Source organism: Dyella sp. LX-66 (assembly GCF_018599165.1).
GTDB lineage: Bacteria > Pseudomonadota > Gammaproteobacteria > Xanthomonadales > Rhodanobacteraceae > Dyella_D > Dyella_D marensis.
Window position 1 is genome coordinate 1 of the sequence record NZ_JAHFVJ010000005.1, and the last position, 13,656, is coordinate 13,656.

Annotated in this window: 16 protein-coding genes and 1 pseudogene; 4 read left to right on the forward strand and 13 right to left on the reverse strand. The window is 59.0% G+C overall.

The annotated features are described in order from the left end of the window. Positions 1-77: 77 nt before the first annotated feature. The 7 genes from KK141_RS11015 to KK141_RS11040 form a co-directional block, all read right to left on the reverse strand. Positions 78-1,436: a hypothetical protein gene (locus KK141_RS11015; protein ID WP_214572370.1), complete on the reverse strand. Its 1,359-nt coding sequence runs from the start codon at positions 1,434-1,436 to the stop codon at positions 78-80. 109 nt (positions 1,437-1,545) lie between these two features. After that, positions 1,546-1,770 (reverse strand): hypothetical protein, encoded by a 225-nt coding sequence (locus KK141_RS11020; protein ID WP_214570670.1) that lies wholly within the window; start codon positions 1,768-1,770, stop codon positions 1,546-1,548. 278 nt (positions 1,771-2,048) lie between these two features. Continuing rightward, complete coding sequence (locus KK141_RS11025) at positions 2,049-2,351, reverse strand: hypothetical protein (RefSeq protein ID WP_214570669.1); 303 nt, start codon at positions 2,349-2,351, stop codon at positions 2,049-2,051. Continuing rightward, positions 2,348-3,418 (reverse strand): hypothetical protein, encoded by a 1,071-nt coding sequence (locus tag KK141_RS11030; protein ID WP_214572369.1) that lies wholly within the window; start codon positions 3,416-3,418, stop codon positions 2,348-2,350. The genes KK141_RS11025 and KK141_RS11030 overlap by 4 nt, the downstream gene beginning before the upstream one ends. Further along, entirely contained in the window at positions 3,411-3,608 is a 198-nt protein-coding gene (locus KK141_RS11035; RefSeq protein ID WP_214572368.1) for a hypothetical protein, read from the reverse strand. The genes KK141_RS11030 and KK141_RS11035 overlap by 8 nt, the downstream gene beginning before the upstream one ends. After that, positions 3,598-3,732, reverse strand: coding sequence for a hypothetical protein (locus tag KK141_RS23090; RefSeq protein WP_284733883.1), 135 nt, complete (start codon positions 3,730-3,732; stop codon positions 3,598-3,600). The genes KK141_RS11035 and KK141_RS23090 overlap by 11 nt, the downstream gene beginning before the upstream one ends. Positions 3,733-3,859: 127 nt before the next feature. Beyond that, positions 3,860-4,009 (reverse strand): hypothetical protein, encoded by a 150-nt coding sequence (locus tag KK141_RS11040; RefSeq protein ID WP_214572367.1) that lies wholly within the window; start codon positions 4,007-4,009, stop codon positions 3,860-3,862. Between the two features lie 196 nt (positions 4,010-4,205). Here KK141_RS11040 and KK141_RS11045 point away from each other — a divergent pair, with 196 nt between their 5' ends. Beyond that, positions 4,206-4,679, forward strand: coding sequence for a hypothetical protein (locus tag KK141_RS11045; protein WP_214572366.1), 474 nt, complete (start codon positions 4,206-4,208; stop codon positions 4,677-4,679). Positions 4,680-5,313: 634 nt separating this feature from the next. Here the strand turns inward: KK141_RS11045 and KK141_RS11050 are convergent. Continuing rightward, positions 5,314-6,375, reverse strand: coding sequence for a HAMP domain-containing sensor histidine kinase (locus tag KK141_RS11050; protein ID WP_214572365.1), 1,062 nt, complete (start codon positions 6,373-6,375; stop codon positions 5,314-5,316). After that, complete coding sequence (locus KK141_RS11055; protein ID WP_214572364.1) at positions 6,372-7,019, reverse strand: hypothetical protein; 648 nt, start codon at positions 7,017-7,019, stop codon at positions 6,372-6,374. Before KK141_RS11055 ends, KK141_RS11050 begins: the two co-directional genes overlap by 4 nt. 419 nt (positions 7,020-7,438) lie before the next feature. On the opposite strand from KK141_RS11055, the gene KK141_RS11060 reads away from it, so the two are divergent. Further along, a complete protein-coding gene (locus KK141_RS11060) occupies positions 7,439-7,606 on the forward strand; it encodes a YjzC family protein (protein ID WP_214572363.1) in 168 nt (55 codons plus the stop codon). A 78-nt stretch (positions 7,607-7,684) separates the two neighbouring features. Here the strand turns inward: KK141_RS11060 and KK141_RS11065 are convergent, their stop codons facing one another. Further along, a complete protein-coding gene (locus KK141_RS11065; protein WP_214572362.1) occupies positions 7,685-8,713 on the reverse strand; it encodes a DNA-binding protein in 1,029 nt (342 codons plus the stop codon). A 418-nt stretch (positions 8,714-9,131) separates the two neighbouring features. Between KK141_RS11065 and KK141_RS11070 the strand changes: the two genes are divergently transcribed. Continuing rightward, positions 9,132-10,031 carry an NADP-dependent oxidoreductase gene (locus KK141_RS11070; protein WP_214572361.1) on the forward strand — a complete coding sequence of 300 codons (900 nt, stop codon included), beginning with the start codon at positions 9,132-9,134 and terminating at the stop codon, positions 10,029-10,031. Between the two features lie 56 nt (positions 10,032-10,087). After that, a complete protein-coding gene (locus KK141_RS11075) occupies positions 10,088-10,834 on the forward strand; it encodes an SDR family oxidoreductase (RefSeq protein WP_214572360.1) in 747 nt (248 codons plus the stop codon). 266 nt (positions 10,835-11,100) lie between these two features. On the opposite strand, the gene KK141_RS11080 is transcribed toward KK141_RS11075, so the two are convergent. The 3 genes and pseudogenes from KK141_RS11080 to KK141_RS11090 form a co-directional block, all read right to left on the reverse strand. After that, positions 11,101-11,739: a TetR/AcrR family transcriptional regulator gene (locus KK141_RS11080; RefSeq protein ID WP_284733884.1), complete on the reverse strand. Its 639-nt coding sequence runs from the start codon at positions 11,737-11,739 to the stop codon at positions 11,101-11,103. Between the two features lie 406 nt (positions 11,740-12,145). Continuing rightward, the gene (locus KK141_RS11085; protein ID WP_214572359.1) at positions 12,146-12,424 is read right to left on the reverse strand and encodes a transposase; all 279 of its coding nucleotides are present in this window, start codon (positions 12,422-12,424) and stop codon (positions 12,146-12,148) included. A 77-nt stretch (positions 12,425-12,501) separates the two neighbouring features. Further along, positions 12,502-13,495, reverse strand: a pseudogene (locus KK141_RS11090) (IS3 family transposase). Between the last annotated feature and the right edge of the window lie 161 nt (positions 13,496-13,656).

Below are 13,656 nucleotides of genomic sequence, written 5' to 3' on the forward strand. Positions count from 1 at the left end.
TTTCAGCACCCACTGCCCGGCATAGGTTGAGACAAGCCAAAGCAGCATGCGGCCAAGCAAGGCAATAAGCGCAGGCATCATCGACTCCCAAGGGCGAGAATGGTCGCCGCTGCAATCGCACCAAAGAGAAGAACCACGGCACGCACCTTGCGGAGCCACTCACAGAACAACTGAGGGTCAGCGGCGGTCCACTGTTGGCCGAACACTTCGGCGGTGCCGATGTCCGGGCAAGAATTACCGGCCCAACTGGTTTGATCCACCTTATCGAGCGTCACATCCTTGTCTTGAAAAACGCTGCTCGGGTTGGTGTCCGTCGTGCCGTAGCGCTCGCTGTCAGCATCCGTCACCTCGGTCCAATCCGGCTGGCCATTGCCATTCTTGTCGGCCTTATCAGGCCCGCAGCGGGCAAGCCATTCCTGTCGCGCGATCATCGCGAGCGCGGCATCGCCAGTCATGGCCGGCGGCGAGCCGCAATCACCGCCACCAGCGGCGGTGTTCGCCTGCGGCTTGGTGCCCGTGCTTGAACTGCTGGCCGGCGGCGGCCCCTTGTCACCGGCCGTCTGCCCACTGGTCGTGGGCGCATCCTGCGAGCCGCCCACGCCGTAGGTGTTGACAACGATGGGCGTGACGATCGGCAGGCCGCCGCCGCTCGATGTCGTCTGCTGCGTGTAGTGATCGCTACCGGTGATTTCCGTGGCGGGATCGGTGATCTGCGTCAACTGCGGCGGCGTAGGAAGCGGCGGCTTCGGACCCGCGCAGATCGCGCCGGCGTCCGTGCCGCTGCAACCACCAGGGCCAGTAGCGGTAGGCCCGTCCACGCACATCGAATTGCCCTTGCTGTCCTTGGAACAGACACCGCCGTCCGGCTTCATACAACTGGCGTTGCCGCATAGGTTCGGCGGCTGAGGCGCGCCATCACCGAAACCGGGAGTCGGTGCGGAGCAGTGTCCGCCTGTAGGTGTCCACGTACCCGACATCACACTTTGACCAAGACCGTTCGACGTTTGATCACCTTCGGTGAGCGCGTAAGAGCACTGGCCGTCACATGCGAAGCCCGTAGCGTTCGTATCCAGTTCGATAAAGCCGTGGCGGGGCGAGGCAGTCTTGCAAGGGTCAGGCGGCGTGGGCTGATCGCCAGCCTGACACGTAAATGAGGGCGTATCAGCACCGGCCGCACCCGGAGGCTGATTACCGTAGTGATACTTCAACAACGCAGCACAACCGCCACCCGAATCGCAATGCCCAACAACGCTATCGCGCTGGTAGAAGGCATAGTTGTCGTTCTTGAACTTCTCGTTCGGAACGATGGCGGCCATCATGTTCGCGTAGCACTGTGCATCATCCGCATGCGCAAGTCGCACACCGAACACCGAAGCGAAAAACAGAAGCGCGCCCAAGAGGACGCGCCGCTGAAAGAGATGGGCGGCGCTGGTCATGACAGCATCAGCCACGCCGCCGGAAGAAACGCGAGCATCACCAGATAGCCTTCCATGTCGCCCTCCCGTTGAAAGAAAACCCGCCTGGTTGCCCAGGCGGGTTTGCACATCACTTCGCCGAACGCTTGGCCATCGCGATCAGCAGTGCGATCGCGCACAGCGTGAGCACGATGCCGCCGATGGTGTACAGCTGGCCCTTGCCGGCCGTCACTTCGCCGCTGAACGCGGTGGTCATGTCGGTGGTCTGCGCGAACGCGCTGGAACTGATCGCGCCGAACAGGGCGAGGCCGGCGGCGTTGTAGCCGTTGGCCACCTTCGAGATGAACTTCTTCATGTTGTTTCCTCCACAGTTTTTCGCATGCGCCGCACGAGAAAACCGATGCCCCACACTCCGATGATGATTCCGGAGATAACGGTGCCTTCGGCCGCAGAAAGGGGCGGCAGTCCCCCCACGTAATTCACCCACTCCACGTGCGAGCAGGTGCCCGTAGTGGCGTCCACGTTCTCAGGTGCACACGTCGCAACAAGATTCGGCATGGCTCACCACCACAGCGGAATGCGTTAGATCAAAGTCGCAGGGGAAACGTCGGTTCCCCCTGCACCCCCCGGTGTTTAAACCTTGGCCTGCGCGGCCGGCGAAGAAGCCGAAGGCTTCACCACCGGAACGACCGGCAAGAGCTTCACGCGCGAAAGCCCGAGGCGGCCGTTGGTCACGGAGAAGCTGCGCGGGTCGATCACCGCCGCACCCGGCGGCAGCGGCTCGTCGCTGGAAAACTCGAACGAGGTGCGCAGGCCATCGACCGTCAGCTCAGCCCACTGCGAGTAGTAGTGGCGCACCACGCCATCGCGCTCGAACTTCTTGGGCTCCGGCTCGCGCCGAAGAATTTCAATCTGGAAATCGTCTTTGTTGCTCATTGCACTGTCTCCGTTAAGGGCGGCATGTCCCGCCATGCGAACACACGCCCCGATGGCGTGATCGTCACTTTCCACTCGGACCGCACGAACTCGCCTGTCTGCTTGTCCATGTAGCCGCCGAGAACCTTTCGAATGTCAGCTGCACCACCGAGCGCATCGCGCACGAAAACCGGCGCGCGCCACCAACGAATCACGCGCTTGCCCTCTTCGGTGGGGCCACACACGCCGTACATGCGTGCACCCTTAGGCACGCTCATGGCCTGCTGCACGCTGGCCTTGCTCGCGTACTTGGCCATGTAAGAGACCGGCCGGTTGATCGTCACCTTACTGCTCAGCACGTGCGCGAAACCGTGTGGCCACCAACCGCGCTTGTGCGGGTTGGGAAAGTAGTCGCGGGCGCGCACCCAGATCATGCAGTGGTAGTGCACCGCGCCGCGCTTCTGTAGCTCCAACACCCACACCATGCGCATGCGCGTGCCACCGCAGTGGCGCTTGAACCACTTGCGCACGAGACGCGTGAAGTCCCCTATGTGTCCCGGCTTCCAATCCTCCACGCGGGCATAAGTCAACGTCACGAACAGTCGGCGCCACCGCACGTTCTGCTCATCGCAGTGCGCGGCACTGTCGAGAATGTGCGCAGAGTTGCGCACAGCTTTTTGAAGACGCCGGATGCGTGTGGAATAGACGTCTATTTCGAGGACTTCGCGGGGGCGTGGCCCCTTTGTTTTATATGGGTCAAGTTCCGTGGGCGCGCCTGCGGCGCGCCCCTCGCTCGCTGCGCTCGCAAGGTCCACACCGCAGCCGCGCCCGGTGTCTTGGCCATTAAAAAAGCGCTCACGCGCCATCTGCTGGAAGGGCGCATCCATCGCGTTGAGCTGGTCGGCGTATTCGCGCACCTGGCGCGCACCAATCGCACGAAGCGCCTGCATGGCAGGGCTCGCGTAAGACCGCGTCTTCCACGTCATGCGCGGTGGAGGTAGGTCGAGCGCAGATGAGCCGCGCGCGGCTCCCCTGCCCTCGCCCATCAGCGCGTACAGGTCGCGCTTGCCGTCAAGGGCGTCAAACATCCACCACCCCGAACGAGAATCCGAGCTGGTCGGCGCCGAGTTCCACGCCGTCTTCGAATGCGGCCTCAATGAGCATGAGGCGGCACGCCAGGAAAGCACCTTCGAGATTCGCGTGGCCGGCCTTCGCGTACGCGTCAGCACGATCACCCATCGCCGCTATGCAGCGGCTCAGTTCAACGTCACACGCCATGCTCGCGCTCCAGGCAGGTGCGCAGGCGCGCTTCCCACCGCTTGAGGTAATCGATAAGACGCTCGCGGCGCTGCAGCGCGGCCACGGCGAGAGAAAGACCAGCCACCACGCCTTCGGCGTACACGGTGGCCGCGTGGCGGAGGACGAGATTTTCGCCCTCCCCCACACGGCTCACGTGCTGGGCAAGTCGGGAGTCGAACGTGCCAGGCGCTTCGGAAATCGAGCGCACAGGCGCGTGCATGCCATCGAAGTCAGCGACCACGGCGGCGGCCACGAAACCAGGGCGAGATGGGGTACGCCAAAAGCAGCGCGGTCACCATGAAAAAGGCGCCCATCACGAAAGGAAACATGAAGGCGTGCAGCAAGTAGTAGATGAAGGAGGCGCGATCGGCGCAGAACATCAGAGCCAGCCCTCGGCGCGCAGATCGCGTTGCCGGCTCAGGAGGGGTTCGAAGGCGAGGCGCAGCCACAAGGCCGGCAGGGCCACGCATGCGAGGGCTAGAGCGGTCATCCTTGGTCCCCTGTCATCTCCAACTGGCGTTGGATGCGGGGCACTGTATATTCTCCAACTAGAGTTGGTGTCAACTGGAGTTGGATATGTCGAGCGCAAAAATACTTCTTGACAAGTGGATGCAAGCGTGCTCCATCCCGAACCTTGACGCCGCCGCCAAACGGCTCGGAAAGGCTAAAGGCACCACCGTAAGCAACTGGCGCACGGGCTACGCGAAGCCGGATGACGCGTCCATCGCGCTGATGTGCGAACAGTGCGGGGAAGACGCCGCACTGTGGGTTGCAAGGCTGCACGCCGAGTTCGAGAGCGACCAGCGAATGAAGCGGGTGTGGCTTCGGCTTGCGCAGGTTGCTGCTGCGCTCGCACTGACGCTGGGGGTCACTGCACCCTACTCGTCAGCTCACGCGGAGAGGGCCTCTTTTTCGCGTAATCAGGGGCACCCTGTATATTATGTAAAATTACATCTGTACGTAGGAACAGCCCTTTGCCGGGCAAAAGCCAGTTTTGAGGGTAGGCCGGGATACATACAAAAACCGGCACTTTGGCTTGCAATAGATTGATTGTATAGACTTATTTTGCGTAGAGATGTGGCGGCTTCGCGGCTTCGCGTATCAGATTACACGCGCACCAAGCCTGATCGGGTCGGGGGACGATCGGCCGATCAGCTCATTGGGCCGCCCTCGCCGGCGGACCGGCGAAGGCGGCGCTACGTCGTCTACGCATCGAGCCAAGCAGGCTTCCACCGCGGAAGCTCCGCGCGCCAGGGAGTAAAGACCCCGACGCTCATCCAATGAGTTTCCACCAACCGAAGCCGATCGCCGGAATCGCCAACAGGATTCCGATCAGGTAACGCCAGCCCGCAGGGCAATGCTCTAGGGTCTCGCACAGCTTCGAGAGGGCGAGCAGGACAACTGCGATCTGGATTTCCGCTAAGCGTCGATCGATCGGCGCCGGCCTGAGCCAGGCTACTCGCCACTTCCGCTACGTCCGGGCGCCGGCGGCGCCGATAGCTACCCATGCCGCACATGCCTCGGAAGTGAGTCCGAATGGCAGGATCGGCGTCTAGCTTGCGCCAAGAACGAATCTTGCTGGGAGGCGCTTGTCTTGCTGGGAGGCGCTTGGGGCGCATCCTCACTGCTGCCGACGTCCATTTTGCCACCGGCAGCGTGCGGCTATCGCGACACTTCCTTTACGTCAGGCTCCCCACGAGGGGAACTCAAGCTCGAACGTAGTCTCATGGTAAGGGCGTCCTTTGATCGTCTGGCGCTGCTCGCCCTGCGACACCGCGACGGTGCCGTTATGAGTTCCCACGAGCAATCGAAGAAAATACAGGCCAATGCCGCTGCCGCTCGTGTCAGCAGAGCGAGCATGCTCCCCTCGGTAGCCCTTTAAGAATATGAGGTCTTCTTCACCTTTCTCGAGCTTCGGCCCCCACGACCTGACAAGGCATGAGATTTTTTGCCATCGATCAACCACCTCAATTGCCACTGTCGATTTGTCTGGCGCGTACTTGACTGCGTTATCTATCAGTAGCATGGGTATGAGCTCCGTCAAATCATCCCCTGCAACCTCAAGGCGACTATCGCCTGACATTTTCAGGTCAACCCTCTTCGCTCGACTAAATGCCTGGTAGCATCGATGCATCTTATCGAATTTCTTGTAGATCGCGATCGGCTTTCGATCTATTCCAGATACTAATGTATCGCTTGCCATTGCATCAATGAGAGTAATCCTTGCTGAAAGAAGCTCTGAGAGCGCAGTTGCATTTCGCGATAGGGCCTCTACGTACCCTTGATTTGATAATCTCGATTGAAGTTCGACGGAGCAGTGATACAGCGCTGCGTTTACACTGCGAATTTCATGAATGCTTGTTGTTAGGGCATTCTGGACGGCTTCGTTAGTGCTTGTGACGGCCGCGATGAACGCATCGACGTGCTCGACTACTTTTGATCGATCAGTTTTAATCGTCAGCCCAATCTCTCGACCTTGTCGAGTAGATAGGCCATGGATCTTGAGTCCATGAACGACCAGTAGCTTTCCATCACCGCCTGGGAATTTTCTGGAGTATACCGCGTAACCGTCAGGGCATCGTTGCCAGCCCTCTCCTTTTATTGATCTGAAGAAGTCTTTGGCTGCTGAGCTGTAGGCTGGGCAGGCGAACAATGAACCCTCTGACTCGAAGAGCAAGTCGCCAGTGCTTTGCTGTTGAACTCTATAGGGGAAAACTAGCATTTCAACAATGGATTCGGCGATCATGCGGCGCCTAGCATTTGGTTTTTAGCGAAGGTGAAGGCTAAGTCGAAGGCTTTGGATGCAACAAATTTCGTCACTTCGGATTTCCAGAGCGAGGATCCTTCACTCTTTAACGCCTTGGTCAAGGCTTCTTTTGTGGTGGTTGCCCCGGCATTCACATTTGCCAACACTACCTGCTCTAGCCGAAGAAGATCCATTAGCTCGATTCCCTTCGTGAGGAGCCGAATTCTGAGTGACTTCCACATCTCAATGGGATTAACGAGAAGTTTAATTCTATCGTCAAGGAGGTCTCGCCACTCGTCAATGGGCGCATCCTTTCGAAGATAACCGTGCGCCATTTGTTTGGCGAGCCTAACATTTGCCTGATTGAGTCCGCCGGCAGTATAGGCGATCACGATCTTGTCGGGATGGTTTGCAATGATTTCTTGTATAACAAATGCGCCCTGAGAACTTGAATTTAGCGCAGTGCCGACGCCATTTACATCACACAGAATGATGGAGAATGGATCGACTTCGTGTAGCTGCTGAATATCTCTTCGTGTGATGACATTGAAGCCGGCGTTTCGTAGATTCGTCTCCGGATAGAAATCTTGGTCATCGATCGCAACAATCTCGACCTTTTTCCTAAGTTCGGCTGAGTTTGTCATGGCTACTGATCTAGCATAGAGAGCCTCCATCTCGTGTAACTTTCGATTCTTACTTTTAAGAAATGAGAACATGGGTATTCGCACGGTCAAGTCGAAGGGTTCTATCTTACCTCGAAGACTGCAAGCCTGAGATCCTCCGTTAGCAGGGTTGGACGATGCGCCAAAGCGCCGTGCCGGTTCATGTGGAGCTATCAGGATCGGTCCAATTGGAGTCTTTGCCCCATTAATATGTAATGAAATGGAGCTTCTGGTTGAAGCCCCGCCCCCTTTGAGTAGAGGGCGGTGAATAGGAAATGTTCGTATATCGAATGGCCTAGTAAAAAGTGCGGCAATGTGCGACGTAGGATGGTGCGCCGTCAGAAGCCTTTCTGCTCTGACGCGTGATACATGGGATTTCACCAATTACGGAGAGCACAATCATGAGTGGTGGAAAGTATTGGTCCGGCCAGGAATGCCCGAAGACAGGGACTTATGGCCAATACAACGATGCAACCAATCTGTATGCAGGCTCGCAGAACGACCGGCATGTTTCAAAAGGTGAGCGGTTTCCGCCCAGCCTGAACAATCATCACTTCAAAGAGAAGTGATTAAGGAGGGGGGCGAACAACGCCCCCTTTTTTTTGCTGCAATTTACAGGCTAGTAGCCAGGTATTGAGGCGACCCCGCTATACCTCCAGCGCCCCCTGCGTCGGATCTTGCGAGGGCTTGAGCTGGGCCAGCAGGGTCTCGATGGCCTGCAGGCGCTCCAACTGCTGGTTACGCTCCCCCTGCCCCTCCTGCCAGGCGGCACGCTCGGCTTGCCATTCGCTTTCACGTCGTTCGAGCTGATTTTGAAGCGTATCTCGCTCGGCCATCAGTTCCACATGGCGATGGCGGAGACCTTCGTTCTCGCGGCGCAGTGTCGGCACGTCCTTGGCCAGGACTGCGGCTGCTTCATGTTCTCGCTGCAAGGACCGCAGGGCTTTATCGGCCTGACTGACCTGCTCGATCAGACGCCCGTTGTCGCGATTGAGTTCTAAGAGCTCTTGGTTCTTTCCGGCAACCAGGTCTTGCGCCTGTCGTAATTCGACCTGGAGGGCCTGGGTTTGATGCTCATGTCGCTGCAGTTCCTGATCGCGCTGCTCCTTGGCGGAGCGGCGGAAGTGTTCAAGCGCCTCGCGGGCCTGCTGGTGCTTTTCCTCTGCCGATCGAATCTGATCTTCGCGCGCAAGCACCTGGGCAGTCAGGCCAGCGGTGCGCTCAGTCAACGTGATGACCTGCGCGCGGGCCTCCTGGAGTGTGGTGGTGGTGGTGGCATGGGCTTCGCGCTCCTCGCAAAACTGAGTTGCGGTGCGCTGCAATTCGTCGCTCAGAGAGCGGATCTCTTTGACCTGCTCAGCGGCGGCCGCAGCTGCGTTGGTCAAGGCCGCCTCATGACTTGCTTGGATTTGGGCTATACGCGTCTCGGCTTCTTCCGTGAGTTGGGCGGCCAGTTGGGCGACTAGATGCTGCAGCGCCTCGCTGACGGGCACGCCGTGGCCAACGCCAGCCCCCTCCTCCGCCTCCAGCTCCTTGAGGTAGCGGTGAATGGTGGATTTAGAGCCGCTGTGTCCCAGGGCGGCACGAACGGCGTCGATGGTGGGGCGTAGGCCCTGAGCTAGAAGTCCATCGCGCGCCGTCTTGACTTCGGTCTTATAGAGCCCCGCCCGTGCCATAGCCTCTCCTGCTTATTTCGTATCGTATTACGTAATACGTATTTACGTACCAAAACTTGACTATGTCAAGCGCCGAATGGAGCAAAATATAACGCGTGATAATGATGAATTATCACGCGTGATCGCCTGCTGCGGTCCTAGGTGCCAGGCCTGTGGTACGAAAATCCGGGAGTGGCCACTCTGTCGGCGGCCCGAATGGGGTGTCGGGCCGCAGCCCTATCGGATGGGGTCAAAGAGCACGCGCACGTCATCGAGTCCGACGGGCACCGGTGCGCCAGCCGATTGCGCAACCACCTCCCCCATAGAAATGCGTCTCCGAGCCCAGCCGAATTGAGCTTGAACATTCCCAAAGCAAATTGGTATGGTACAGTACCGTACCAGAATTTGTCTCCACCACCCGATAGAGGGCGCACTCACCATGAAAGCCATCCGACTGCATGCCTACGGCGATATTCATCAGTTCAAAGCTGAGGAGATCCCCACCCCACAGCCCGGCCCCAACGAAGTACTCGTGAAACTGGTCGCGTCAGCGGTCAATCACTTCGATTTGATGCTGCGCCAAGGCTTCATGGCCAAATTCATCCCCTTGGCACTGCCTGCCACTCTTGGTGGCGATGGCGCGGGCGTCATCGAGGCTGTTGGCCCTGGTGTTACCGCTTATCGCGTGGGGGATCGCGTCGTCGCACGCTTCAATCCCACCGGCAGGGGCTCGAATGCCGAATACGGCGTGACTGGCCTGTCGGGGCTTGCCCATCTCCCCGACAGCTTGAGTTTCGAGCAAGGGGCAGCCTTACCCTTTGTGGGCCTTACTGGGCGCCAAGCCGTTGAGGCCCTAGGCGTCAAAGCAGGGGATCGCGTACTGGTGTCCGGAGCTCTCGGTGGCGTTGGCCGCACGGCGGTGCATTATCTCAAGTCATTGGGTGCCCATCCCGTCGCTGGCGTCCTGCCGCATCAGCTTGAGAAGGCTCGAGAGCTTGTCGGTGAGGCGATCGATATGACTGCGCCCGCGCAACCGTCGTTCGATCTTGCAATAGGCACCGCGCTGCCGGCGGCCGTGGCGATCATCGACCACATGCGTGATGGCGGACGTATCGCCAGTGTTGTGCTTACTCCCGAAGGTGCGGGCGCGGGCCGCCCAGTGACCATTCAGATGGTCGCTCACCACGACGATGCCGTGATGTTGCAAGCCATCGTCGATACGGTTGCCCATGGGGACCTGGTGATTCCTGTCGCAAAGACCTTTCCGCTCGATCAACTAGGTGAAGCGCATCTCGCACTGGCCGCTGGGACCGAAGGAAAGATCGTTCTGCGGCACTAAGCAGGCGGCCTAGATACGTAAGCGCCTTGCCTTTCAACTATCCCAGGAGTCATCTGATGTCTGAACGTCTTGCAGGGCGGCTCGCCGTAATCACCGGCGGCGCCGCGGGCATTGGCCGTGCCATTGCCTACAAGCTGGCCAAAGAAGGGGCCCACATCGCCGTCGCTGACCTCAATCCAGCTGACGAAACCCGTGCGTTAGTCGAGTCCCACGGAAGACGCTTCTATAGCATGCAATGCGACGTATCTGATGAGGCGCAGGTCAATGCCTTCGCCGCTTCAGTGCGCCAAGAGTTCGGCGGCGTGGACATCGTCGTCAACAATGCAGCGATAGCACTGATTGCCGACCTGGAGCACACCTCCTTTGAGCAGTGGCGCCAGTTGTTCTCGCTCAATGCGGGCAGTTGCTTCCTGATGGCGAAAGCCTTCGTCGAGGACCTCAAGCACTCAAAGGCGGGGCGCGTGATCAGCATGTCCTCTTCGAGCTACTGGGAAAGTCCGCCTTCGTTTTTGGCTTATGTGTCGACCAAGGGGGCCATTAATGGTTTTACCCATGCATTGGCGACTGATCTTGCACGCTACAACATCACGGTTAACGCGATCGCGCCGAGCGTGGTTCGTACTCCGACCACGCTACGGAACCTAAGCGAAGAATTCTTTGAACATCACCTGCAATTCCAGAACCTCAAGCGTCAACAAACTCCCGAGGATGCGGCCAACATGGTGGCCTACCTCGCCGACGATGAAGCCGCCTTCATTACCGGCCAAATCTTCGCCGTCGATGGCGGCTTGACGCGCCGTTAGAAACCACTATAAGGCGGAGGCATATATGCGCGCACCCTGTGGGCACGGGGTGCGCGACGATACACAACGTTTCGCTGTAGCAATAAAGTCTTTCCGCACCTCAGAAAAAGGGCGCGCTCCACTTTTTGGCCAGCGCACACGTCCGGCGCCTTCGCAAGGACGCCTTGACCTAGCCGACAGTAGGCGCAACTTGCTGCTCGTGGCGTCTCATCATGCAAAACCTTGATTTCTAACTGCCGAAGGGCACGCATGCATGGAGCAAATTCTCATGCGTAAGGCTGGCTTTCACGTAACGCTCCAGTTAAAAACGTCGCAACCGTCGATGTGACCTGACGATCAATCTCCGCCTCCGCCGATGGTTGCCGCCGCCCCCCAATGAGCGCCTGCAACTGCAGCCCTGTCACAAGCCCCTCTACGAACGTGGCAGCAAGGACGAGCGGCTCGATATCGGGGCGCAACTCGTCGCGCCGCCGCTCCATCGACGCAGCCAAAATTTGAATTGCCTTATCATGGCCAGCGCTCCAGATGACCTGCGAAAGCTCCGGGAATCGATGTCCCTCAGCGATCATGAGTCGGTGCAGCGCAAGTGCCCGGGGCTCGAGCACAATTTGCAGGGTGCGGTGACCAAACAATTGAAGCGCGGCGAACATGTCGCCGCCGGAGAGATTCAGCTGTTCGATTGGCTCACTCAACTCCGCGCAAAGCTTCCTGACCACCTCGATAAACAGGCCTTGTTTGCCTCCAAAGTGAGCGTAGATATTGCGCCTCGAGCCACCGACGCGATTGATGAGTTCGTCGAGCGAAACCGACTCGTAGCCCTGCTCCAGGAACATGTCCGCAGCAGCATCGATCAATAACCGAAGCCGTGCCGCGCCTTGCGGCCTGGTTCGTGCTCGAGTCTGCATCAAACACCCCCTTAGCTGATGTGGCACGGTATCGTACCTCACACGATGGCAGCCGATCAGCCACAAGGACGACGAATCGCGACGCTTGCCCGGATCCGGCAGCGAGCAGGAGAACGCCGGGAGGATCGAGGGGGAAATCGGCTGCAAGACGGCTTACATCTATGCTACGGGACAGGAGCCCTGGCTGCGATTCGTTGCTGGACTGCAGTACACCTGAGTGGCCTGCACTAACTGGTCCAGATGTAGGGTTAGTTTAAGCAGCAAGCTTCAGCCGCTTCGTCGTCCCGTGGCTGCGGCACGTAACGCGCCGAAGAACGAGTGATATGTAGTGCCCGGCAAATCCGCCGCTCGGAGTGGCCGTGGTGCTCGCGCACATAGGCCACAGCTTGGCGACGGCGCACCGGGCTTAGAAGTTTCCCTTGCTGACATCGCGCAGGATCTGGTTATCGATGACGGCATCAGACAACGCCCGACGCAGGCGAGCGTTCTCCTGCTCCAAATCCTTAAGTCGTTTGGCCTGATCGACCTTCAGGCCGCCATACTCTTTGCGCCAGCGAAAGAAAGTTTGTTCCACAACACCGAGTTGCCGGCATATCTCGGCGATGGTTCGCCCCTGCGACGAGAGCACCTCGGCCTCTCGCAGCTTGTGGATGATCTCTTCGGAACTAAAGCGCTTCTTGGGCATGGTCCAGTCTCCTCGTCATAAGTCTATGAACTTTGGATCTGGACCAGAAATTTCAGGGCAGCTCATTTCGTAGACGGTTAGCTGCTGGATTTTGAGTTAGCCGCCTCGAACATCATTGGCGCAAGGCCTCCCAGATGTCCATGGCGGCGCTTCCGGTTGTAGAAAACCTCGATGTAATCGAACAGGTCGCTGCGTGCTTCCTCGCGACTGCTGTAGACGCGGCCTCGCACGCGTTCCTTCTTCAAGCTGCTGAAGAACAACTCCGCCACGGAGTTATCCCAACAGTTGCCGCGCCGGCTCATGCTGACTTCCAGGCCGTGTTCACGACAAAAGCGACGCCAGTCGTCGCTGCCGTATTGCACGCCTTGATCGGAGTGGATCACCACGCCTGGTGCGGGATGTCGCCGCCAGATCGCCATCAACAACGCATCCATTGCCAGCTCGCGCGCCAGGCTGGATTTCATCGACCAACCGATGACTGCACGCGAGTACAGGTCGATGACCACGGCCAGATACAGCCAGCCCTCGGCCGTGCGCAGGTACGTGATGTCAGTGACCCACGCTCGATCAGGGTGCTCGACGTTGAACTGGCGTTGCAATCGATTGGGCGCGACCACTGCTGGTTTTCCGCCCTTGTAGCGACGTCGAAGCGGAGATCGCACGGAACGAAGGCCATGTTTTCGCATCAGACGCTCCACCCGCTTGCGACTGATGTGTTCGCCGGCCTCGGTCAAGTCGCGATGCACGTTGCGCGACACGAAACTGCTGACTATGGGCCTGCATGAAGGCGTACTTCGCCCTTACCCCTTGGCAAAGTACGCGGCGGCCTTTTTTAAAATGTCGCGCTCCTCTTCGACGCGACGCAGCTCGGCACGAAGCCGAGCGTTCTCCTGCACCAGGTCAACGCCCTTCTGCGCCTTGCGCGCATCGCGGCTGACGCCGCGCTCACGAAGCCATGCATAAAGGCTGTGAACGGACACGCTCGGCCACTTCGGCCACGGGATACCCACGCTCGCTGACTTGCTTGACCGCCTCGGCCTTGAACTCGTCGGTGAAACGCTTGCTGGTCATAGATCCTCCGATCCTCAATAGACACCATCAGGTGTCTACGGAATCGGGGGGCGTACCAGTGAGATCAAGGGCCCCTTCGCCACTTCCGGCAACAAAGGTCTCCGGCGAGCATCAGCTGCAGAATCCCTGAGCAACGCAAGCGAGCATCCCACGCCGCCCTC